The sequence below is a fragment of the Phaeovibrio sulfidiphilus genome (assembly GCF_014861485.1).
Lineage (GTDB): Bacteria > Pseudomonadota > Alphaproteobacteria > Rhodospirillales > Rhodospirillaceae > Phaeovibrio > Phaeovibrio sulfidiphilus.
In genome coordinates this window covers 680,717-702,807 of record NZ_JACZHT010000001.1, presented here as the reverse complement: position 1 = coordinate 702,807, position 22,091 = coordinate 680,717, and the positions used below count along the sequence as shown (strand labels likewise).

The following is a 22,091-nucleotide window of genomic DNA, read 5'->3' as shown; positions in this document are numbered from 1 at the left end:
GAAAAAGGATCGGGTCCGATGTCCATGACGCCCCGCCTGGATCTGCGGCAGGCCCCCTCCCTGGTCATGACACCCCGGCTGCAGCAGGCTATCCGGCTTCTGCAACTGTCCAGCGCGGACATCATCGCCTACGTGGAGGAGGAGGTCGAGCGCAACCCCCTGCTCGAGCACGCCGCGGGCGACGACACCGATCCCGGTGACGCCGACACCCCCGACCGCTTCCCCGACCCGGAAACCGGCTTCCTGGACGCCTATCCGGGCGCGGCGACGGAACTCCCCCTGGACCAGGATTTCAACACCCACCGGGACAACGATATCGCCGGCGCCGAGAGCTGGGGGCACGACGACGCGGGAGCGCTCGCCGCCGGGAGCGCCCTGATCTGGGACAGCGGCCATTCCGGGGGCGACCTGCCGGACACGGGCCTGGAAAACCACGCCGACCACGGCGACACCCTCCTGGACCATCTGGAGCGCCAGATCACCCTCGACATCCCCGAGGGACCGGAGCAGTGGATTGCCCGCCAGCTCCTGCTGCATCTGGACGAAACCGGCTACCTGACCGCAAGCACCGCCGACGTGGCCGCCGCCCTGGGCCTGGACGTGGACGCGGTCGATGCGGTCTTGAAGCGGCTTCAGGCCATGGATCCGCCCGGGCTGTTCGCCCGCTCCCTGGGGGAGTGCCTGGCCCTCCAGCTGGCGGACCGCAACCGGCTGGATCCGGCGATGGAGGCCCTTCTCGCCAACCTGGAGCTTCTGGCCGCCGGAGACCTGGACGCGCTCGGCACCCTGTGCGGCGTCCAGCACGACGACCTCGACGACATGATCCGGGAAATCCGGACCCTGGATCCGAAGCCCGCGCTGCGGTTCGAGCGGCTGTCCATCCAGACCCGCATCCCGGATGTCTACATCCTGCCCCGGGGCGACGATGACTGGCAGGTCGAGCTTAACTCTGCCGCCCTGCCCCGGGTCATCGTCAACAACCGCTACTACGCGACCCTGTCCCGGTCCGCACCGGATCCGGAGGTCCGGGCCTACCTGTCCGAATCCCTCGCGTCGGCGAACTGGCTGGCCCGGGCCCTCGACCAGCGTGCGCGAACCGTGCTGCGGGTGTCCTCGGAAATCGCCCGGCGGCAGTCGGCCTTTTTCTCCCGCGGGGTGCGGTTCCTGAAGCCCATGACCCTCCGGGATGTGGCCGAGGCGGTGGAGATCCACGAAAGCACCGTGTCGCGGGCTACGGCCAACAAGACCATCGCCTGCCCCCGGGGCCTGTTCGAGATGAAGTACTTTTTCACCCAGGCCATCAGCGGCGCAGACGGGGAGGCCCTGTCCGCCGAGACCGTGCGGGACCAACTCCGCAGCCTGGTGGAGGCCGAGCCTCCCGACTGCCCCCTGTCGGACGAAGCCCTTGTCAGCGCCCTGAAAAGCGAGGGCATCGACATCGCCCGGCGGACCGTCGCGAAGTATCGGGAGGCCCTGGGCATTCCCTCCTCGGTCCACCGGCGGAAAAAAAACCGGGGAAAGCCGGTCCGGAGCTGATCGGCCCGAACGCCTGTTGGGGCATCGAACGGCCCGCCTTTTTTCCAGTCAGAACGTGTGAAAAAGCACCGGAACCCGGGCGTCCGGCGTACCTTGTTGTGCGGTTTTTGCACGGTTTAATGGAAGACCGGGGTCGCCGGAGAACGCTTATTTGCATAACGGGCATGCCATAAACAGACTTGACAGAAAACTATGGCGTGCCTAAGTTCCGGCAATACAGGCAGTGTTGCCGGATAACGTGCGGTGCTGCGTCAATGAAACCCTCCCCCTTGACCCTGAAGAGACACGCCCCGCGTTGAGGGTTTGGAGTCCGGCTTCGGCCGACCCGGGTCGTATGAGGACATCAATGGAACTCAGCAGCCTTATCACCGCGGACGGTGTTATTCCCGCTCTCCGCGTGACCAGCAAAAGGCAGGCTTTGCAGAAGCTTGCGCAGAAGGCTTCCGAAGTCACCGGAATACCTGAACGCCGCATTCTCGAGGTTCTCATGGAACGTGAGCACCTCGGATCCACGGGCGTTGGCGGGGGAATTGCCATTCCTCACGGAAAACTCCCCGAGCTTCAGAAGCTCTACGGCTTCTTTGCCCGCCTTGCGGAGCCCGTCCATTTCGACGCGATCGACGAGAAGCCTGTCGATCTCATCTTTCTGCTTCTCGCCCCCGAGAACGCCGGCGCCGACCACCTGAAGGCTCTGGCCCGCGTCGCCCGCCTCCTGCGTGACAGGGGCCTGTGCGAGAAGCTGCGCGGAGCCTCGACCACCGAGGCGGTCTACGCCCTTCTGGCCGAGCCCCAACCCGCTTGACGGCCCCTGAGCCGTCGTCCCCCCGCCGAACCACCGCCGCGCTCCTCTTGCTGCTGGTGGCGTTCCTCTGGGGGACGTCTTTCGCATCCATGAAGCTTGCCCTCACCGCCGAACTCGACGGACGTCCGGCGGTGGGGATCCTCACGTTTGTGGGCACCCGCTTTCTGCTGGCCGCCCTGTCCGTCCTGCCCTTTGTCCTGCTGGAAAGCCGCCGCACCACCCGGCCGCCCCTGGGCCTGCGCACGACCGGCGCCTTTATGCTGTTGGGCGGGCTCCTGTTCAGCTATGCCCTGGTCAACCAGATCGGGGTCAAGGACACCACCGTCACGAACTCCGGGTTCCTGACCTCGCTCTATGTGCCGCTGATCCCCGTCTTTGTCTTTGTCCTGTTCCGCCAGACCGTCCGGCCCATGATCTGGATCGGCGTCGGGGGCTGCTTTCTGGGCTCGTGCCTCCTGACCGGCGTGATCCCCGCGGGCTTTGACCGCCTGCACCCCGCAGATGTCTGGGTTATGGCCTCGGCGGTGCTGTTCGCCTTCCATGTGATCGGCATGGGCGTGTTTTCCGCCCGGTGGGAGCGCCCGGTCACCCTCGCTTTCATCCAGTTCCTGGTGACGGGCCTTCTGGCCTCGGCGGGCGCCCTGATCCTGGAAAGCCCGGACCTGCGCGGCATCCTGTTTATCTGGAAAGAGCTGGCCTATGCCGGCATCCTCGCCGGGGGCCTTGCGTATGCGCTTCAGGCCTCGGCCCAGCAGGTGGTTCCGGCCCCGGCCACCGCCATTCTCCTGTCCATGGAGATGGTGTTTGCCGCCGCCGCCGGAGCCGTCGTCCTGGGCGAGCGGCTGGAGACCCTGCAGTGGTTCGGCGCCGTGCTCATTTTCGGCTTCCTTCTGGCGGTCGAGGTCGGCCCCCTTCTGCGCAGGCACCGGACCCGCGCGGCGCATCTGGCATCGGACCCCGCGTCCGGCCGCCCCCCGTCCTGCGGGGACGAAACCGCCGTCGGCTCGGGCGAGTAGGCCCCGTTTCGGGCCGGGCCGCGTCCCCGACCCCGATCCGCCCCCCCCAAAACAGCTCCGAAACGGCGGAAACGCTCTGGCAAGGCCGGAGCGGGCAGGGTAAAGTTCGGCCTCTTTTACCCCGCTCACTGATCAAGGAGAACACCGCTATGGCCGACGACTACAGGAAGCCGGTTCTTGGCGTTATCGGAGGCTCCGGCCTGTACGAGGTCGAGGGACTTCAGGACGCCCGCTGGGAAACGGTGGAAAGCCCCTTCGGAGAGCCCTCGGACCAGGTGCTCTGCGGAACACTCGACGGCCTCGACATGGTGTTTCTGCCCCGCCACGGCCGGGGGCACCGGGTGCCGCCGTCCGATATCAACTACCGGGCCAACATCGACATCCTCAAGCGCAAGGGCGTGACCGAGATCCTGTCGGTGTCCGCCGTCGGATCCCTCGCCGAGAACCTGCCCCCGGGCAAGTTCGTGATCGTGGACCAGTTCTTCGATCGCACCTTCGCACGAAACAAGAGCTTTTTCGGCCCGGGCTGCGTTGCGCACGTGTCCGTCGCCCACCCCGTCAGCTCGTGGATGATGGACCGGGTCGAGGACGCCCTGAAGACCGCCGCCATCGACTACCACCGCGGCGGCACCTACCTGGTCATGGAGGGGCCCCAGTTCTCCACCGTCGCCGAGTCCAACATCTACCGCCAGTGGGGCTGCCACGTCATCGGCATGACCAACATGCCCGAGGCCAAGCTGGCCCGCGAGGCGGAAATCGCCTACGCCACCGTGGCCATGGTCACGGACTTCGACTCCTGGCACCCGGAGCACGACAACGTGTCCGTGGAGATGGTCATCAAGGTCGCCCACGAGAACGCCCACAAGGCCCGCGCCCTGATCAAGGCCATGCCCGCCGTCATGAAGGACCGGCCGTATCCGCTGCCGGACGGCTCGCACCGCACCCTTGATTTCGCCATCATGACCGCGAAGGACAAGCGCTGTCCCGACCTGGTGGCCAAGCTGGACGCGGTCGCCGGCCGGGTTCTGAACCGCTAGGGCCCCCGGGCCCCGCCCGAACCGGACGGGGCCCCTGCCCGGCCTTTGGACCCGACGCCGGAGGCCGTCGCCTGTCGTGCGGGAGCGGCACAGCCTCCCCCCCCCCTCCCGCCCTGCGGAGGGACCATCCACCTGTCTCAACACCGGGCCGGCCGCCCTGCCCCACACCGGGCGCCACACCGGGCCGCGGAAACACCTACGGAGAACACCATGCTTGTCAATGGAAAGCCCTGGCGCACCATCTGGGCCGAGGACGGAGGCCAGGCCTTCGGCGTGATCGACCAGACCCGCCTGCCCCACCTGTTCGAGACCGTGACCCTTCGCACCCTCGACGAGGCGGCCCACGCGATTTCCGCCATGATCGTCCGCGGCGCGCCCCTGATCGGCGCCACCGCCGCCTGGGGCATGGTCCTGGGAATGAAAGAGGATCCCTCGGACGCCGGACTGGAAAACGCCTACCGCGTGCTTCTGGCCACCCGTCCGACCGCGGTCAACCTCCGCTGGGCTCTGGACGAGGTCCGGGCCGTGCTGGCTCCCCTGCCCGCGGACGCCCGCTTCGAGGCCGCAAAGGCCAAGGCCGAGGCCATCTGCGACGAGGACGTGGCCCTGAACGAGGCCATCGGCGAGAACGGCCTTGCCATCATCCGCGACCTTCTGCCGAAGGCGCCCAAAAACCGGCCCTTCCAGATCCTGACCCACTGCAACGCGGGCTGGCTCGCCACCGTGGACTGGGGCACCGCACTGGCGCCGATCTACAAGGCCTTTGATGCGGGGATCGACCTGCATGTGTGGGTCGACGAGACCCGCCCCCGGAACCAGGGCGCCAACCTGACCGCCTGGGAGCTGAACAGCCACGGCGTGCCCCATACGGTTCTGGCGGACAACGCCGGCGGCCACTACATGCAGCACGGCATGGTGGACATGGTCATTGTGGGCTCGGACCGCACGACCGCCCGGGGCGACGTCTGCAACAAGATCGGCACCTATCTGAAGGCCCTGGCCGCCCACGACAACGGTGTGCCCTTCTACGTGGGCCTGCCCAGCCCCACCATCGACTGGACCCTGGACGACGGCGTCAAGGAAATCCCCATCGAGGAGCGCTCCCAGGACGAGGTCCGGCGCATCTGGGGCAAGCTGGACAGCGGAGACTTCGGCTGGGTGACCCTGACCCCGCAGGGCTCGGCCGCTGGAAACCCGGGCTTCGACGTGACCCCGGCCCGCCTGGTCACCGGCCTGATCACCGAGCGGGGCACCTGCCCGGCCACCCGCGAGGGTCTGGCGGCCCTGTTCCCGGAACACGCCCGGTCGTGACCACGAAAACAGGGAGCCCCCGTCCGGGATGCTCCCTGTTCTGACACGGCGGGCGAATATCCCGCTCGTCCAAATCCTGAAAAAGCCCCGGAGGAATATTCCCCGGGGCCTTTTTTGTCAGCTCTGGAGGTACGCGCGGCGCGCCTCGACCACCTCGTCCGCCGGGCGGCCGGTCAGTTCCTGGAGGTGGTGGAACACCCAGTGGAACCGGCCCATGCCCATGGTGACCGAGCGGATCTCCACAATCAGGTCATCCATTTCCGCCTGGGGCAGATAGCCGGTCACCACGTCCCAGCCCGGCCAGCCATCCCGGGGCTCGTAGCCCAGGATCTGGCCCCGGCGGGTGGTCAGGGCCCGCTGGGCCTTGCTGGTGGATTCCGAGGGGACAAGGATCTCGACCTGCAAGATGGGCTCCAGAAGCACCGGGCCCGCCTTGGGAATGCCCTCCCGGATAGCCAGGGCGCCGGCGGACTTGAAGGCCTGCTCGGAGGAGTCCACCGTGTGGTAGCTGCCGTCTGTCAGGGTCACCGCCACGTCCACCACCGGGAACCCGAGGGGACCGCGAACCAGAGCCTCCCGGACACCGGTTTCCACCGCCGGGAAGTATTGGCGCGGAACCACGCCACCGGTGACGGTCTCGGAGAAGCGGAAGCCCTCGCCCCGGGGCAGGGGCGCAATGGTCAGGTGCACGTCGCCGTACTGGCCGTGACCGCCCGTCTGCCTCTTGAAGCGGCCCTGCTGCTGGACTTCCTTGCGGATCGTTTCCTTGTACGGAACCTGGGGGCGCGTGGCCTCCACCTCGACGTGGAACTGCCGCGCCAGCTTGTCCAGGGCGACCTGGAGATGGATATCCCCCTGGCCCCAGATGAGAAGTTCCTTGGTGTCCGGGGCAGTCTCCACCTTCAGGGACGGATCCTCCTCGCACAGCTTGGCCAGCGCCGTGGTCAGCTTCACGTCGTCGCCCTTGCGTTTCGGGTGCAGCGCCAGGGAAAACAGCGGGCCCATGGGCGGCTGCGGCTCCAGAAGGGACTCGCCGCCGATCAGATACCCGGTTTTCACCATCTCCAGCCGCCCGAGACCCACGATCGAGCCTTCCGGCGCGTCCGTGATCTTGGTGGGGGCTCCGGCGGTGAAGGAAAACAGGCCGGTGACCTTGTCACCCTCGATGGACTGGCCGTCCTTGACGCCGCCCTTCCAGACGCGGGCGAGAGACATCTTGCCGATGTGCTCGACGTACTGGGTCTTGAAGACCTGGACCACGGGGCCCTTGCCCTCGATCCCGAAGCGGGCGCGGGTTTCCTCAAGGGTGGAGACCTCGTGGCGCAGGGCCTTCAGGATCCGCCGCACGCCGCTGTCATTCAGCGCCGAGCCGAAAAACACGGGAACCACAAGGCCGTCGTTCAGATCCTTTGTCAGGTTGTCGTAGATGGCTTCTTTCGGCGGAACCACATCCGACAGAAGGGTCTCCAGCAGGGAGTCATTGAAATCCGCCAGGTTCTCGAGAAGCTCCTTGCGCTCCTCATCCCGGCGCTGGAACACGCTCTCCGGGGCCTGGATCAGGGCACTTTCCTGGCCGGGGCGGTAGTTGTAGGCGCGCTCGGACACTAGGTCGACGTAGCCGGTGACGTGGCCCTCCGCATCGCGGATCGGAACCTCGCGGGCCACCAGGGTCTGGGTCGACACGGCCTGGAGAGCCTCCATGATCTCGGCCAGGCGGACGGTGGTCGTGTCCATTTTGTTGATGAAAATCATGTGGGGGATCGACTGCCGCTCGAGAAAGCGCAGCATGGGCGTCAGCATCACGGCCCGGTCGGGATCCGGGTCACACACCACCAGGGCAACGTCGGCAACAGACAGGGCGTTGAAGGTGTCTTGCGAAAACTCCACCGAGCCGGGGCAGTCCAGGAACGTCCAGGAGCCGTCGATATAGGTGGTTTCGGCGATGTTGAGTTCGACGGACATCTCGCGCTCGCGCGCTTCGGGAGACGAGTCTCCGACGGTGGTCCCCTCCGGGATTGTGCCTTTCCGACGGATGGCCTCCGTCGCGAACAAAAATGACTCAAGAAGCGTTGTTTTTCCCGAACTGTAAGGACCGACAAGAGCTGCGACACGAGGAGCGGACGCGCGTTGGGGCATGTTGTACCTCCGAAAAACGGGACACTTTTAAGCAACATTTCAAGGTTCAAGCCAAGACGTTCCATTTGCAAGGAAAAAACGAGAAAGGAGCATCAGGGGGCGCATTTTGCCCCCGGCGATTGCACAGCCGTGGAGGCTGCTCCCGGAAAAGCCGGAGCGGGAGACGGGCGAGGGCGACGGGACGCCGGCCACGGGTTCGGAGGCGATCGGGGGTGGAAAAAGGGGGCCGGACAGGAGGGCATGACAGGGCAGGAGGAGCACGTAGGGGGCAGGGGCCTGCGAGAGGACGGAGGTGGCGCCGGGCCCCGCGCCTTGGGCCCGCTGTCGGGGACGACTGCACACGATCCAACAGCCGGGAAAGAGACCCTGGCAGCGGGTCGAGCGTCGGCGGCACTTCTTAATTAATCCTGCGCAAAACAATGATCTTTCATCGAAAACATCACGGGTTTTCCCAACCCGGGGCCGGATCACAGCACCAAGAGTCCCTGTCATGACACACGCATCCGGAATTGGGAGCGGCCGGCGTCCCCGATCGCCGGGGAAACATGCTAATCCTGCGCAGAACAAATGTTTTTTAGAAAATGACGTCGGGACGATGCAGCCGGGATCCCCCAGAACCGAAATTTCTCACGGATGGGATCACGGGGCCCGGGACAGCATGCGATGCAATGCGGATTGCGCGCCCGCGCCCCGGATCGCTCGGCCTGCGCGCCAGCTTGCAGCACCCGCATCCCGGACCGGCCGGCGCCCCCGATCGCTGATAAAAGGCCAACCCTGCACGAAACAATGGTTTTTTATACATTCAGGCGGGCAGGGGGTGACGCAAGCCGGACAGGGCGCGGCAGAGACGAAACATCCCCGCAAACGCTGGGGAAGCGGGGAGGAAAACCCGATCCCGTCGGGGCTAGTCCTGCACGAAACAACAGTTTTTCAGAGGGAACCGCCGGGGCCCCAGAGCGTCCGCGCCCGGACAAGCTCCTGTCCGTCGGCGCAGCGGCGGATGGAGTGCAGAAGGCCGCTCTCTCCCTCCGGCTCGCTGAAGGCCTGAAGGGTGTCGTTCAGCACGGCCTCGGCCCGGAAGGCAATCTCCAGCCCCTGCAGACCGTCTTCGGTCCGGCCGCGGCCAAAGGCGTCCTCGAGAACGAAATCCACAAACCGGCCATTGTTCACATGGCCGTTCCAGTCGATATCCGAAAGCCGCGCCCGGAACTCGGGGCCTGCCGACGGGTCTTTCAGCACGGGGATCCGCACCTCGGCGCCGTCCAGTGCGGGTTCCGTGAAGGCAGCAAAGCGTTCCTTCATGAACTGGGGCAGGGGCTCGACCTTGCGGCTCTCCAGCCCGAACACCACCCACCAGGACGACGCGGTCAGAACCGGATCGCCGGAGGCCGTCCGGATCCGGTAATCCCGGCGGAACAGCATGCGCTCGCCCCCGTAGGGCCACGTGTCCAGGACCAGCGTCTCCCCGCGCCGGGGGCGGCTCTGGAAGCTGACCTTCATCCGGGCCAGAACCCAGGTGATTCCCCACTCTCCCAGGGCCTCCAGGGAAAAGCCCAGCTGCTCGGCGTGGAGGCCGGCGGCGTGCCCAAGGTACTGGACGGCGGTGGCGACCTGCAGGCGCTCATCGCGTCCGGTTTCGTGCCAGCGCACGGGAAATGTTTCGGAAAAGCAGCTCATCCCGTTTTTTCGCCTCCGTACCACAGCCAGGATGACCCGTTCTGCGCCAGAAACGCGCGGTGGGCCTCGTCCTCGGCGGGGGAGGGGGCGTGGGGGCGGGGTTCCCGAAACGGCCGCTCGATCGCCACAGTGGCCCCCCGGCCCGCGCCCCGCGTCTGTCCCTGACCGAAGTCCAGGCCCGGAGCCCGGCCGCCAATCAGCTCCAGGTAGACCTCGGCCAGGAGATAGGAGTCGATCAGGGCCCCGTGCTTCTCTCGGGCGCTGGCGTCCACGTTGAACCGGCGACACAGGGCGTCCAGGTTGGCTGGCGCCCCGGGAAACTTGGCCTGGGCGATTTTCAGGGTGTCGATCACCCGGGCGGAGTCCAGCCGCGGACGGCCGACCTTCTCGAACTCCGCGTTCAGAAACCGCATGTCAAAGGTGGCGTTGTGCGCGATGAGGGGGGAATCCTCGAGGAACGCGATGATGTCATCGGCGATATCCGCGAACACCGGCTTGTCCGCCAGAAACTCGTCCGTCAGGCCGTGAACCTTCTGGGCCTCCAGGGGCACGTCGCGCTCGGGGTTGATGTAGATGTGGAGCTCGCGCCCGGTGGGCAGGTGGTTCATCAGCTCCACGCAGCCGACCTCCACGATGCGGTCGCCCTTGTTGGGGTCGAAGCCGGTGGTTTCCGTATCCAGAACAATCTCACGCATGAGGACGATAGCTCCCCTGTCCGAAGCGGCGCACGGGGCCGGACTGAATCCGGTCCAGAGCCTGCAAGAAACCCCGAAGGGCGTACCGGTACCCGAGCCCCGAGGAAATCAGGCTGTCCGCGTTCACGCGGCGGGTTTCCTCGGTGGCCTGACGGGCCAGAATTGCACGAAGCCGCTCCGGCGTCATCCCCTGGCGGGACAGAACCCGGATGGCCCGCAGAAATCCGGGAGCCCGGACCACGCACACGCTGTCGCAGCGCGCCTCGCCCCCGGTTTCAAAAAGAAGCGGAATGTCCAGAAGGACCACGCGGTGCCGGGCCCGTCCGGCACGGGCCAGAAAGGCCCGCTCGCACTCGTGAACCAAGGGATGCAAGATCCGTTCGAGGGCCCGAAGCCGGTCCGGATGGCCGAAGACCCGCTGCCCCAGCTCCTTTCGGTTGATTCCCGAGAGCGAATCCCCAACTCCGGGAAACGCGGCCAGAACCGGCGCCACGGCCTTTCCGCCCGGCCCCAGAAGATCATGAACGGCCCGGTCCGCGTCATGAACCGGAATCCGGAGCCGTTTTGCCATCCGGGAGACCGTTGATTTTCCCATTCCGATCGAGCCGGTCAGCCCCAAAACCCGCACACGCCGCTGGCGCCGGGCCAGGCCGGCCTTCACCGGAACCCGTGTCATCCGGGCTTCATCCGGGTCCAGAGGTCGTCATCCACCACCGGATCAATGCCGAACCAGGCCTTGAACCCCGGGCGGGCCTGATGCAGCAGCATCCCGAAGCCGTCCACCACCGGGTTGCCGCGCTCCCGCGCCGCCTCCAGCAGGTCGGTCTCGAGCGGCGCATAAACGATATCCGTCACCACCGCATCACGGGGCAGGGGATCAAGGTCAAGCTCCAGCGGCGGCTGGCCCTCCATCCCCAGGCTGGTGGTGTTGACCAGAAGCCCCGCGCTCTCGAGGCTTCCGGCAACCTCGGCCCAGGAACGCACCTCAATCGGGCCGTCCAGGGCGTAGGCCAGGGTTTCCGCCCGGCCGATATTCCGGTTCACCAGGGTCAGGTGCGGACATCCCGCGTCCAGAAGAGCCGCCGCGACCGCCCGCGCCGCACCGCCCGCGCCCAGAACCACGGCCCGGGAGGTTCCCGCACTGAACAGGGGGCAGCGCCAGCGCAGGTTTTCGAGAAATCCGAAACCATCCGTGTTGTCGCCCAGGATGGAGCCGTCCTCCTGAAAGACAACCGTGTTCACGGCGCCGGCCCGTTCGGCCCGCGGGGTCAGAACATCCGACAGCTTGTAGGCCTTTTCCTTGTGGGGCAGGGTGACGTTCACCCCCACGAACCCAATCCTGGGAAGCGTTCTGAGCGCGCTTTCAAAGTTCTGTGTGGAGACCTTCAGGGGCACATAGGCCCCGTCAATTCCGTAGCGACTGAGCCACCCCCCGTGCAGGACAGGCGAGCGCGAGTGGGCGACCGGATCCCCCATGACGCCGGCGACTTTGGCTTTTCCGGTGATCATTGCTGCAATGCTCCAAATTTACGCAAACCGTCGAGAAGGGGCAGAAGGGGCAGCCCCTTGACCGAAAACACATCCCCCTCGAGACGCTCGAACAGCTGGATGCCGTTCGTCTCGATCTGATAGCCCCCCGCGCAATGGACAACGCTGGCCTCGCTGGTGGTCAGATAGGTGTCCAAAAAGGCGTCGGAGAAGCGGCGAAGCGTGACCCGCGGGCGCTCGAGATGGGACCACAGGCGCACCCCGTCCCGGACAATGGCCACCGCCGTTTCCAGGGTGTGGGTGCGTCCGCGCAGGACAAGAAGCTGGGCGCGCAGGGCGTGAAGCGTCCCCGGCTTGTGGAACACCCGGCCCTCGAGGGACAGCACCTGGTCCGCGCCGATCACCAGGGCCCCCGGGTGACGCGCCGACACGGCCGTGGCCTTGATTTCGGCCAGATTTTCGGCGATGGACGAGGCATCAGGCTGGTCCGCCTGCCCGCGGATCATCTCCTTGTAGGCGGTTTCGGCGCCGGGAACCGTGTCGATTTCAAAGGTCACCCCGGCGCGCACCAGAAGATGGGCGCGGATTGCGCTCGACGACGCGAGAACGACCGGCGCCGGCTCGAAGTTTTCAGACCCGCTTTTCATTTACGATCGCCCCTCGGAGTTCATGGCCCCCAGCTTCTGCATGATGGTGGCCGAAACCTCCTCAATGGAGCGCCGGGTCACATCGATCACCATCCACCCCATGCGGTTATAGAGCTTGCGGGCCTCGCGGAGCTCGGTTTCCACAAGGTCCGGGTCGGCGTAGTCCGAGCCCTCGGACTCATTGATGATCTTCAGCCGCGTGCGCCGGATATCCGTCAGGCGGCGGGGATCCGTGGTCAGGCCCACAATCAGCTTGCCCTTGAGCTCCAGCAAGGCATCCGGCGGCGGAACGCCGGGAACCAGGGGGATGTTGGCCGCCTTGATCCCCTTGTTGGCCAGATACATGCACGTGGGCGTTTTCGAGGTGCGGGACACGCCCACCAGAACCACGTCCGCCTCCTTCAGGCGCTCGGTGGCCTGGCCGTCATCCAGGGCGAGGGCGAAGTGCATGGCGTCGATCCGCTCGAAATAACGCTCGTCCAGGGAGTGCTGGAGACCGGGTTCATGAAGGTGTTCCTCGTTGAACGCCTTGGACATGGCCTCAAGGACCGGATCCAGAAGCGACACGGCGGGAACATCAAGCTCCCGGCAGCGGTCCACCAGGGCGCGGCGGATGCTCTGGTCCACCACGGAAAAGAACACCAGACCGGGCTGCCGGGCGAGCTCGGCCGCGAGCCGCTCCACCTGTCCCAGGGTCCGGGTGAACGAAAACCGGCGTGTAACGACGGTCGCTCCGGGAAACTGGGCAAGACAGGCCCGCATGACGTTGGTCATTGTCTCGCCGGTCGCGTCGGAAACCATGTAAACGGTATGCAGACGTGTTTGCACTGCACTTCTCCAGCACACTCAACCCACAGACAGGGTAACGCAAGTGACCTGCAGACCGCGAGCGGTAACGCTCCCGGGCGCGTATTTTCTTTGGAAGACACCGCCGGGCCGGCGCACAGACTCTCTTTACGTGCATTGTATGCACAGGCTCTCTTTTTTGGCGCACGAGTCGGAATCCCGGACGGTGGAAAACCTGTGGAAAGAGTGAACAACTCGCCCCCAAACCCACCGGCGCGTTTTTTCCTCCCCGCTGGCCCCCATGCATTCTTCCCTTTCATCCACATGGGGAAAACCGTATTCTTGCGCCGCCCATTGCCGGGAAACCGGGGAAAACTTTTTTTATCCCCATTTTTCCGGCTTCGGAAACTCACGCTTTTCCAGGCGTGTTTTCAATTGGTTAGCGCTTGTTTTCCCGGGTTATCCCGACACTTTTCAACAGGCCATTTTGGAGAGTGTTTTTTTGTGGAAAACAGGCTGGTTTCGGGGATTAACGGATTTCGCAGGGCCAACAACCTTCAACCATTCCTTTTCTTTACCTTTTTATCTGGTAGGAAAGAGGACGGTTTTCCGTGGAATTCCCCTTTCGCATGATTTGACGTTCCGACGTTCAGAGGGAGATGGTATTCGTGACCGAGACAACAAAGCCTACTAAGCCGTTTCTGCGCGTTCTTGCTGGCGAGACGGTCTCGCCGCCTCCGATGTGGCTGATGCGCCAGGCAGGACGCTACTTGCCCGAATATCGTGAGACGCGTGAGAAGGCCGGAGGATTTCTCGACCTGTGCTACACGCCGAAACTGGCTGTCGAGGTCACGCTCCAGCCTCTGCGCCGCTACGGCTTCGACGCAGCGATCCTTTTTTCCGACATTCTGGTGCTTCCCCATGCTCTGGGACGGAATGTCGCGTTCAAGGAGGGTGAGGGCCCTGTCCTGAACCCGATCCGCGACGAGAACGACATCGATTTTCTCAAGATGGACGGCATGGAGAAGACCCTTGCCCCGGTCTTCGAGACGGTGCGCGGCATTGCGGACAACCTTCCCGCGGAAACGGCCCTGATCGGCTTTGCCGGTGCGCCCTGGACCGTGGCGACGTACATGCTCGAGGGTGGCTCCAGCCGTGACTTCACGGTGGCCAAGGACTGGATGTTCTCCCGTCCGGCGGCGTTCGGGAAGCTCATCGACACCCTCGTCGAGGCGACCACGCGCTACCTGATCACGCAGATTGACAACGGCGCCGAGGCGATCCAGATCTTCGACTCATGGGCCGGTGTTCTGCCTGCCGCGTATTTCCGCCAGTGGGTTATCGGCCCGATTGCCGAGATCACCCGTCGCATCCATGCCGAGCGTCCGGGCATTCCGGTGATCGGCTTCCCGAAGGGCGCCGGCGTCCTGTACGAGGCGTTCGTCAAGGAAACCGGTGTGGACGGCGTCGGCATCGACTCCTCGGTTCCGGTCCGCTGGGCGGCGACCAACCTGCAGCCGCACTGCGCGGTTCAGGGCAACCTGGATCCGCTCCTGCTGGTTTCCGGCGGTGCGGCCATGGAAAACGCTGTCCGGGAGATCCGGGAGGCGCTGGAGAACGGGCCGTTTATCTTCAACCTTGGCCATGGTGTTGTCCCGCAGACCTCTCCGGACAACGTGGCGGCGCTGGTGAAGATGGTTCGCAAGCCTCTCTGAGGATCTTGCGGTTTGGTGCGTACCTGAACACGCGGGTCGGTGACTGTCGCCGGCCCGCAAAGGACTGGATCTGCAAGAATGGCGCGAATCGCCGTCGTCTTGTTCAATTTGGGCGGGCCGAACAGTCTCGAGGCTGTTCGCCCGTTCCTGTTCAATCTTTTCAATGACCCGGCGATCCTGGATCTGCCGACACCGCTTCGCTACGCCCTCGCGAAACTGATTTCGTGGCGGCGGGCACCGGTGACGCGGGACATCTACACGCGCCTTGGCGGACACTCGCCCCTGCTGGACCAGACGAAAGGTCAGAGAGAGGCTTTGGAGAGGGTTCTGCGTGAGCGCGGACATGACGTCCACTGCCTGATCGCCATGCGCTACTGGGAGCCCTTTATCTCGGAAGCGGTGAAGCGGGTCGCGGAAATTCAGCCGGACCAGCTGGTCCTGCTGCCCCTCTACCCCCAGTTTTCGGGAACGACGGCCGGATCCTCGCTCGTGGAGTGGGACCGGGCGGCGCGCAAGGCGGGTCTTGTGGTGCCCACGCAGCGGATTTGCTGCTATCCGTCGCTGCCCGGGTTTGTGAACACGGTGGCCCGCTCGACCCTTGCCGCGATCAACGAGGTCCGGGCCGTCGCCGGCGAGCCGAGGGTGCTGTTTTCCGCCCACGGCCTGCCCCTGAAGATGATCCAGGAGGGCGATCCGTACCAGAAACAGATCGTCGCCAGCGTTGACGCCATGGTTGGGGCCATCGGGGATCCCGCTTTGGACTGGCGCGTCTGCTATCAGAGCCGGATCGGTCGCATGGAGTGGATCGGTCCCTCGATCCGCGAGGAAATTGTGAAGGCCGGTGCGGAGCGCAAGCCCCTTGTGATCGTGCCCATTTCCTTTGTGTCCGAGCATTCGGAGACCCTGGTGGAACTGGATATCGAGTACGCTCAGTTTGCCCGGGAAACCGGCGTTCCGTACTACATCCGAACACCCACCGTTGGTCGTCAGGCCGGGTTCATCGACGGGCTGGCCGGCCTGGTGGAGAACGCGCTTGATCCGGCCAGCTCCGGACAGGTCATTACCCCGGAGGCCCCCGGGTTTTGTGAAGGGTGCATGTGCTGTCCGTGCGCTTCGGAGCGCACCTGAAACTCGTTCGGGAGAGAATTATGGACCTGATCTACAGTATAGTTGATGCTATCCACACACGGTTTCCCTTTAATTCCGAACCGTACCTTTTCATCAAGACCCTTCACATCATCGCCGTGATTACGTGGATGGCCGCGCTTTTCTACCTGCCCCGTCTTTTTGTCTATCACGCTATGGAGGAGGTTGGCTCGGAGGCTTCGGAACGCTTCAAGGTGATGGAGCGCCGGCTGATGAAGGCCATCATGAACCCGTCCCTGGTCGTTGTGGTGGCCACCGGGCCCCTGATGATGATGGACTGGCTCCAGACCAGCTGGCTCTGGCTCAAGCTGGTCATGGTCGTGGGCATGATCTTCATGCACTTCTTTTTCGTCCGCTGTGTGCGGGAATTCGCCCATGACAGGAATATCCTCAGCCACAAGTTCTATCGTTACGCGAACGAAGTGCCGACTGTCCTGATGTTTGTGATCGTTCCCCTCGTGGTGATGAAGCCGTTTTAAGTCGGAAATGGCGGTCCGCCGGAAGTCCACGGTTGACGTCCGGCGGATTCAGGGCTAAACGTAAATCACACTGAACCGGGGGGAAGCCCTTCTCCCCGTACCCCCACACTCCACCGCTTCGCCTCTGGCAATCTCTCCGGACAGCCGGTCCCTGTGACCGGGCGCTGAATGGCTTCGGGCAACCCGTTCGCCGTGCGCATGTCGGTTCCCGGCACTTTTCCGGGACACAGGGGATCCCGGGCACAAGCGGTCCCCCGTACACATGACAAGGTGCCTGTCTCTGAACGACTGTTTTTGATTCGGACCGGCGGCGTCTTGCGAATCGTGTAAATTCCGAATTTCCGGACGTCTCTCTCGGGGGGCGCTCTTCAAGGTACCCATAGAATGCATCTTCAGGAACTCAAGAAAAAAACGCCCGCTGAACTGCAAGCTTTTGCCGAGTCGCTGGAAATTGACAACGCCAGCACGTTACGCAAGCAGGACATGATGTTTGCGATCTTGAAACAGCTTGCGGAAAACGACACGGCGATTTTCGGTGAGGGCGTTCTTGAAATTCTGCAAGACGGGTTCGGCTTTCTGAGAGCGCCGGAATCCAACTATCTCCCCGGACCGGACGATATCTACATTTCCCCCAGCCAGGTGCGCCGTTACGGCCTTCGCACCGGCGACACGGTCGAGGGGCAGATCCGCGCTCCGCGGGACGGGGAACGCTATTTTGCGCTTCTGAAGATCAACAAGGTCAACTTTGAGGCACCGGAGTCCGTTCGGCACCGCATCAACTTTGACAACCTGACGCCCCTGTATCCGGAAGAGCGTCTCAAGCTCGAGCTGGACGACCCCACCCGCAAGGAATACACGACGCGCACGATCGACCTGATTGCGCCCCTTGGGAAGGGTCAGCGGGCCCTGATTGTGGCCCCTCCGCGGACCGGCAAGACGGTCATGCTCCAGAACATTGCCCACGCCATTACGGCGAACAACCCGGAAGTCTATCTGATCGTTCTTCTGATCGATGAGCGGCCGGAGGAAGTGACCGATATGGCCCGCTCGGTGAAGGGCGAGGTGGTCAGCTCCACGTTTGATGAACCCGCGCTTAGGCACGTTCAGGTTGCCGAGATGGTGTGTGAGAAAGCCAAGCGTTTGGTCGAGCACAAGCGTGATGTGGTGATCCTTCTTGACTCCATTACCCGTCTGGCCCGTGCCTACAACACCGTCGTTCCCAGTTCCGGAAAGGTGCTGACGGGCGGTGTGGACGCCAATGCACTTCAGAAGCCGAAGCGCTTCTTCGGCGCCGCGCGCAATATCGAGGAAGGCGGCTCCCTCACGATCATTGCGACGGCTCTTGTGGATACCGGCTCGCGCATGGATGAAGTGATCTTCGAGGAGTTCAAGGGCACCGGCAACTCCGAGATCATTCTGGACCGCAAGCTTTCCGATCGTCGGATCTTCCCGGCCATTGACATCACCCGCTCGGGTACCCGCAAGGAAGAGCTTCTGGTGCGGAAGGACGCGCTGTCCAAGATGTGGGTGCTGCGCCGGATCCTGTCGCCGATGGGAACGCAGGACGCGATGGAATTCCTCATCTCCAAGATGAAGGAAACCAAGAACAACGATGACTTCTTCGACGCGATGAATTCCTAGAGCAGACCTCACGGGGTCTGAGAGCAAAATGTTTCACGTGAAACAAAACGGCGCCCGCGAGACGATTTTCGCTCTCGCGACGGCGCCGGCGAAAGCGGGCGTGGCCGTTGTCCGTGTCTCCGGGCCCGACGCCGGCTGTGCCGTGGCCGCGCTGTGCCGTCAGTCGCTTGAACATCGCATGATGACTTTTGTCACGCTGCGCGCGCCCGACACGGGCCGAGTCCTGGATCGCTGTCTTGCGGTGTACTTCACGGGTCCGCAGAGCTTCACCGGAGAGGACGTGCTGGAGCTTCATCTTCACGGAAGTCTGGCGGTTATTTCTGACGTGCTCGGGGCTCTGGCCACACTCCCGAATTTCCGCGGAGCGGAGGCGGGTGAATTTACCCGTCGCGCATTCGATAACGGCAAACTCGATCTTACCTCTGTTGAGGCTCTCGCGGATCTGATCGCGGCCGAGACCGAGAAGCAGAAAGACCTGGCTCTCCGGCAGGGCGATGGCGCGCTGATGGCGCTTTTCGATTCCTGGGGTGAGCGGCTGCTTACCGCCCTGAGCCATGAGGAAGCGGCGATTGACTTCGCAGAGGAAGATGATATCGCCCACCTCCACGAAGACACCACAGCGCGTCGAATTGTAGACCTTGCCACCGAAATTGACGAGATGACACGCCAGGCCTGGCGCGGCGAGCGCTTGCGCGATGGCTTCCGCGTGGCGGTAGTCGGTCCCCCTAACGCCGGAAAATCGAGCCTCGTCAACGCCCTGGTGCGTCGGGACGTCTCTATCGTCTCCCGGATCCCCGGGACCACCCGTGACGTGGTCGAGGGCCAGATCGACTTGGGTGGCTATGCTGTCACGTTCGCCGACACCGCCGGTCTCCGGGCAACGGATGACGAGGTCGAGCTGGAAGGGATCCGTCGGGCGCACAGTTGGGTGGAGCGTGCGGACTGTGTGATCACGGTGTCCGACGGTCGTGGCCCGGAGTCCGGTCATGGTCCGCAGGATGAGGACGTTCGTCCCTGGCTCCACGTCCGGACTCATTCCGATCTGGTGTCCCCGTCGGACCGGGGGCCCGGGCTCTGGACCAGCGTCCGGACCGGGGAGGGGCTGGCGGAATTGGAGGCTGCACTTCTCGAGGCCATTCAGGGGGAGAACCCGGCCTTGGAGAGCCCCGTTCCCAGTCGCGCCCGACAGGTCTCTCTTCTGAGGGAGACCTCGGCATTGCTTCGCCAGGCCGCCCAACTTCCGGCAGGCGAGGTGAGGGCGGAGCTTCTGCGTCAGGCCTCGGCGTCCCTGGGACGACTGACCGGACGGACCTATGTTTCGGATGTGCTGGATCAGATTTTCAGCGAATTCTGTATCGGAAAGTAAAGGGAATGGCGGACGTTCTTTCGGCCGATGATGCGTCCCGAAGGGGTCAGTGGGACGTGATCGTTGTAGGAGGTGGCCACGCGGGTGTTGAGGCCGCCACTGTCGTCTCCCGTATGGGCGCGCGGTGCCTCCTGGTGACCCACTCCTTCCGGTCCGTTGGCGACATGTCGTGCAATCCGGCGATCGGTGGCCTTGGGAAAGGCCAGATCGTGCGCGAGGTCGATGCTCTGGACGGCATCATGGGACGCGCGATCGATGAGGCCGGCATTCAGTTCCGGGTTCTGAACCGGTCGAAGGGCCCCGCGGTCCAGGGGCCGAGGGCCCAGGCGGATCGCCGCCTTTACGCCGGCGCGATTCAGCGTATCATCTCTGAAACCCCGGATTTGTATGTTCTTGAGGCCGGCGTCAGCGACGTCCTTCACAGGGAAACCTGTACAGGGGATGTGCGCGCGGTTGGCGTTCAGTTGACGACGGGCGAGACGATTTCCGGAGGTGCCGTCGTCCTCACCGTTGGCACCTTTATGACCGGCTGGATGCACGTGGGTGAGGAAATCACCTACGGCGGACGGTTCGGCGATGTGTATGATGCGCACCTGTCGGTCGGGCTCAAGCACCTGGGATTGCCGTTGAAGCGCTTCAAGACGGGCACGCCGGCTCGTCTGGACAGTCGCACCATTGACTATGCCGGTCTGGATATCCAGGGCGGGGACGAAAACCCCGAGCCGTTTTCCTATATGACCACGGCGCTGACTCAGCCCCAGGTCTCGTGTCACGTGACCTATACGCGCCCTGAGACGCATGACATCATCCGCGCGGCGCTTCATCGCTCGCCGCTGTTCAATGGGCAGATCGGGAGCCTGGGGCCCCGGTATTGTCCCAGCATTGAAGACAAAATCGTCAAGTTTGCCGACCGAACCAGTCACCACGTGTTTCTGGAGCCCGAGGGGTATGACGACCCGACGGTCTATCCCAACGGGGTCTCGACCAGCCTGCCCAGGGACGTCCAGGATGCCTTTCTGCGGACTATTCCGGGGCTGGAAAACGTCACCATCCTGCGGCCGGGTTACGCGATCGAGTATGATTTCCTTGATCCTTTGTTGGTCAGGCCGACCCTTGAAACGAAAGCCATCCGGGGCCTCTTTGCGGCCGGGCAGATTATCGGCACGACGGGATATGAAGAAGCTGCGGCTCTGGGGCTCGTGGCGGGGATAAACGCGGTGCAGTTCGCCGGAACCCTGGGCTCTGGCCTGCCGACGTCCGGTACGACATTTGATCGCGCAACCAGCTATATGGGCGTGATGATTGACGACCTGACCACTGTCGGGATCGACGAGCCCTACCGCATGTTCACCTCCCGGGCGGAGTATCGGCTGTTTCTCCGGGCGGATAATGCGGATTCACGGCTTACGCAGCGTGGCATCGATCTCGGATGCGTTGGCTCCGAGCGCGCTGCTGCGTTCCATGAGAAAATGGAGCGGCTTGACCGCGGCCGTCAGCTTATGGATCAGCTTCGGGAGTCGCCCCAGAAACTTGCAAAGAGGGGCTTTGCGGTCAACCAGGACGGTGTCCGGCGGACTCCTGCCGACTTGCTTGCCTTCCCGGATGTGTCCTGGGAGCGTATTGCAGCCGAATGGCCCGAGCTCAATTCGCTGGATTCTCGCGTGATCGAGCAAATTCAGATCGAGGCGCGCTATGCGGGGTACCTGTCACGGATGGAGCGGGATATTGAATCCTTCCGTCGCGACGAGTCCCTTTATCTTGACGAGACAACCGACTATTCTGGCGTCAGCGGATTGTCGAACGAGCTTCGCGAGAAGCTGAACAAGGTTCGCCCCCGGACCCTCGGTATTGCCAGCCGAATTCCCGGAATGACCCCAGCCGCGCTGACCCTTCTTTATCGATTTGTTACACGCTCACCGGAGACTCCGAATGCGGGATAGGAACGAGTTCCTCAGCTTCTTGAAGGCCCACCCCAATGTTTCACGTGAAACAATGGAGCGCCTGGACATCTATCGGGCCACCCTCGTGAAATGGCAGAAGCGGATCAATCTCGTGAGTCAGTCCACGCTCGCTGACGTGTGGCGTCGCCATTTTCTGGACTCGGCCCAGCTTCTGAACGCGTTTCGGGGGACCGAGAAGACCATTGTGGATATCGGGTCCGGCGCCGGTTTCCCGGGTCTCGTTCTGGCCCTCATGGGGGTTCCGGACGTTCATCTGGTCGAGTCGGATAAAAAAAAAGCGCCTTTCTCATGGAGGTCGCTCGGGCGACCGGCACACGGGTAACCATTCACAACACGCGTATCGAAACGCTTCCCCCGTTTGAGGCGGACGCGATCACCGCGCGGGCCTGCGCGAGTTTGACGCAACTTCTGGATTGGGCGGAGCCGTTTGTGGGCCAGAACACCCGGGCGTTTTTTCTGAAGGGAAAAAAGGTTAACGAAGAGTTGACGGACGCGCGTGTGAAATGGAATATGCAAGTTGAGCTGAGTCCAAGCCTTTCCGATGCAGACGGTGTCATTGTCCAGATAGGAGACCTTCGTCGTGTATAAGACTTCGTCGAGTCTGACCTCTTCGCCGGAACCGGATAAAAAGGCGCGGACAAAGGGGCCTCGC

General features: G+C 63.8%; 18 protein-coding genes and 1 pseudogene. 12 read left to right on the top strand and 7 right to left on the bottom strand.

Annotation, left to right across the window (positions count from 1 at the left end; genetic code table 11):
* The first annotated feature begins 18 nt into the window (after positions 1 to 18).
* From rpoN to mtnA, 5 genes are all read left to right on the top strand, one after another.
* Entirely contained in the window at positions 19 to 1,536 is a 1,518-nt protein-coding gene (rpoN, locus tag IHV25_RS02920) for an RNA polymerase factor sigma-54 (protein WP_192533478.1), read from the top strand.
* A gap of 346 nt (positions 1,537 to 1,882) precedes the next feature.
* Positions 1,883 to 2,338, top strand: a complete 456-nt coding sequence (gene ptsN, locus IHV25_RS02915; RefSeq protein ID WP_192533476.1) for a PTS IIA-like nitrogen regulatory protein PtsN — start codon at positions 1,883 to 1,885, stop codon at positions 2,336 to 2,338.
* Positions 2,266 to 3,354 (top strand): DMT family transporter, encoded by a 1,089-nt coding sequence (locus tag IHV25_RS02910; RefSeq protein WP_420825409.1) that lies wholly within the window; start codon positions 2,266 to 2,268, stop codon positions 3,352 to 3,354. The genes ptsN and IHV25_RS02910 overlap by 73 nt, the downstream gene beginning before the upstream one ends.
* A gap of 149 nt (positions 3,355 to 3,503) precedes the next feature.
* A complete protein-coding gene (locus IHV25_RS02905) occupies positions 3,504 to 4,391 on the top strand; it encodes an S-methyl-5'-thioadenosine phosphorylase (protein ID WP_192533474.1) in 888 nt (295 codons plus the stop codon).
* A gap of 210 nt (positions 4,392 to 4,601) precedes the next feature.
* Positions 4,602 to 5,702: an S-methyl-5-thioribose-1-phosphate isomerase gene (gene mtnA, locus IHV25_RS02900; RefSeq protein WP_192533473.1), complete on the top strand. Its 1,101-nt coding sequence runs from the start codon at positions 4,602 to 4,604 to the stop codon at positions 5,700 to 5,702.
* Between the two features lie 117 nt (positions 5,703 to 5,819).
* Here the strand turns inward: mtnA and IHV25_RS02895 are convergent, their stop codons facing one another.
* The 7 genes from IHV25_RS02895 to IHV25_RS02865 all read right to left on the bottom strand — a co-directional run bounded on the left by IHV25_RS02895 (position 5,820) and on the right by IHV25_RS02865 (position 13,173).
* Positions 5,820 to 7,838 carry an elongation factor G gene (locus IHV25_RS02895; protein WP_192533472.1) on the bottom strand — a complete coding sequence of 673 codons (2,019 nt, stop codon included), beginning with the start codon at positions 7,836 to 7,838 and terminating at the stop codon, positions 5,820 to 5,822.
* Positions 7,839 to 8,768: 930 nt separating this feature from the next.
* Positions 8,769 to 9,515, bottom strand: a complete 747-nt coding sequence (locus IHV25_RS02890; RefSeq protein WP_192533470.1) for an acyl-[acyl-carrier-protein] thioesterase — start codon at positions 9,513 to 9,515, stop codon at positions 8,769 to 8,771.
* Entirely contained in the window at positions 9,512 to 10,210 is a 699-nt protein-coding gene (gene dnaQ, locus IHV25_RS02885) for a DNA polymerase III subunit epsilon (RefSeq protein ID WP_192533468.1), read from the bottom strand. Before dnaQ ends, IHV25_RS02890 begins: the two co-directional genes overlap by 4 nt.
* Positions 10,203 to 10,886, bottom strand: coding sequence for a dephospho-CoA kinase (gene coaE, locus IHV25_RS02880; protein ID WP_192533467.1), 684 nt, complete (start codon positions 10,884 to 10,886; stop codon positions 10,203 to 10,205). The genes dnaQ and coaE overlap by 8 nt, the downstream gene beginning before the upstream one ends.
* Positions 10,883 to 11,719: a shikimate dehydrogenase gene (locus IHV25_RS02875; protein WP_192533465.1), complete on the bottom strand. Its 837-nt coding sequence runs from the start codon at positions 11,717 to 11,719 to the stop codon at positions 10,883 to 10,885. The genes coaE and IHV25_RS02875 overlap by 4 nt, the downstream gene beginning before the upstream one ends.
* Positions 11,716 to 12,345, bottom strand: coding sequence for a Maf family protein (locus IHV25_RS02870; RefSeq protein ID WP_192533464.1), 630 nt, complete (start codon positions 12,343 to 12,345; stop codon positions 11,716 to 11,718). The genes IHV25_RS02875 and IHV25_RS02870 overlap by 4 nt, the downstream gene beginning before the upstream one ends.
* Positions 12,346 to 13,173, bottom strand: a complete 828-nt coding sequence (locus IHV25_RS02865) for a pyruvate, phosphate dikinase/phosphoenolpyruvate synthase regulator (RefSeq protein WP_192533463.1) — start codon at positions 13,171 to 13,173, stop codon at positions 12,346 to 12,348.
* A 617-nt stretch (positions 13,174 to 13,790) separates the two neighbouring features.
* Here IHV25_RS02865 and hemE point away from each other — a divergent pair.
* The 7 genes and pseudogenes from hemE (at position 13,791) to rsmG (ending at position 22,027) form a co-directional block, all read left to right on the top strand.
* Positions 13,791 to 14,846, top strand: coding sequence for a uroporphyrinogen decarboxylase (gene hemE, locus IHV25_RS02860; protein ID WP_197974908.1), 1,056 nt, complete (start codon positions 13,791 to 13,793; stop codon positions 14,844 to 14,846).
* A gap of 78 nt (positions 14,847 to 14,924) precedes the next feature.
* Complete coding sequence (gene hemH / locus IHV25_RS02855) at positions 14,925 to 15,974, top strand: ferrochelatase (RefSeq protein ID WP_192533459.1); 1,050 nt, start codon at positions 14,925 to 14,927, stop codon at positions 15,972 to 15,974.
* Positions 15,975 to 15,994: 20 nt separating this feature from the next.
* The gene (locus IHV25_RS02850; RefSeq protein ID WP_192533458.1) at positions 15,995 to 16,471 is read left to right on the top strand and encodes a CopD family protein; all 477 of its coding nucleotides are present in this window, start codon (positions 15,995 to 15,997) and stop codon (positions 16,469 to 16,471) included.
* A gap of 384 nt (positions 16,472 to 16,855) precedes the next feature.
* Complete coding sequence (gene rho / locus IHV25_RS02845; RefSeq protein ID WP_192533457.1) at positions 16,856 to 18,112, top strand: transcription termination factor Rho; 1,257 nt, start codon at positions 16,856 to 16,858, stop codon at positions 18,110 to 18,112.
* Positions 18,113 to 18,140: 28 nt separating this feature from the next.
* Entirely contained in the window at positions 18,141 to 19,478 is a 1,338-nt protein-coding gene (gene mnmE / locus IHV25_RS02840) for a tRNA uridine-5-carboxymethylaminomethyl(34) synthesis GTPase MnmE (RefSeq protein ID WP_192533456.1), read from the top strand.
* Positions 19,479 to 19,483: 5 nt separating this feature from the next.
* Entirely contained in the window at positions 19,484 to 21,418 is a 1,935-nt protein-coding gene (mnmG, locus tag IHV25_RS02835) for a tRNA uridine-5-carboxymethylaminomethyl(34) synthesis enzyme MnmG (RefSeq protein WP_192533455.1), read from the top strand.
* A pseudogene (rsmG, locus tag IHV25_RS02830) lies at positions 21,408 to 22,027 on the top strand (16S rRNA (guanine(527)-N(7))-methyltransferase RsmG). The gene mnmG and the pseudogene rsmG overlap by 11 nt, the downstream one beginning before the upstream one ends.
* The last annotated feature ends 64 nt before the right edge of the window (positions 22,028 to 22,091 follow it).

Coding starts and splice junctions, on each gene's coding strand:
- IHV25_RS02850 (WP_192533458.1), top strand. CDS start 15,995: ATGGACCTGATCTACAGTATAGTTGATGCTATCCACACACGGTTTCCC.
- IHV25_RS02870 (WP_192533464.1), bottom strand. CDS start 12,345: ATGAAAAGCGGGTCTGAAAACTTCGAGCCGGCGCCGGTCGTTCTCGCG.
- dnaQ (WP_192533468.1), bottom strand. CDS start 10,210: ATGCGTGAGATTGTTCTGGATACGGAAACCACCGGCTTCGACCCCAAC.
- hemE (WP_197974908.1), top strand. CDS start 13,791: ATGGTATTCGTGACCGAGACAACAAAGCCTACTAAGCCGTTTCTGCGC.
- IHV25_RS02890 (WP_192533470.1), bottom strand. CDS start 9,515: ATGAGCTGCTTTTCCGAAACATTTCCCGTGCGCTGGCACGAAACCGGA.
- mnmG (WP_192533455.1), top strand. CDS start 19,484: ATGGCGGACGTTCTTTCGGCCGATGATGCGTCCCGAAGGGGTCAGTGG.
- rho (WP_192533457.1), top strand. CDS start 16,856: ATGCATCTTCAGGAACTCAAGAAAAAAACGCCCGCTGAACTGCAAGCT.
- IHV25_RS02895 (WP_192533472.1), bottom strand. CDS start 7,838: ATGCCCCAACGCGCGTCCGCTCCTCGTGTCGCAGCTCTTGTCGGTCCT.
- IHV25_RS02875 (WP_192533465.1), bottom strand. CDS start 11,719: ATGATCACCGGAAAAGCCAAAGTCGCCGGCGTCATGGGGGATCCGGTC.
- ptsN (WP_192533476.1), top strand. CDS start 1,883: ATGGAACTCAGCAGCCTTATCACCGCGGACGGTGTTATTCCCGCTCTC.
- hemH (WP_192533459.1), top strand. CDS start 14,925: ATGGCGCGAATCGCCGTCGTCTTGTTCAATTTGGGCGGGCCGAACAGT.
- mnmE (WP_192533456.1), top strand. CDS start 18,141: ATGTTTCACGTGAAACAAAACGGCGCCCGCGAGACGATTTTCGCTCTC.
- rpoN (WP_192533478.1), top strand. CDS start 19: ATGTCCATGACGCCCCGCCTGGATCTGCGGCAGGCCCCCTCCCTGGTC.
- coaE (WP_192533467.1), bottom strand. CDS start 10,886: ATGACACGGGTTCCGGTGAAGGCCGGCCTGGCCCGGCGCCAGCGGCGT.
- IHV25_RS02905 (WP_192533474.1), top strand. CDS start 3,504: ATGGCCGACGACTACAGGAAGCCGGTTCTTGGCGTTATCGGAGGCTCC.
- mtnA (WP_192533473.1), top strand. CDS start 4,602: ATGCTTGTCAATGGAAAGCCCTGGCGCACCATCTGGGCCGAGGACGGA.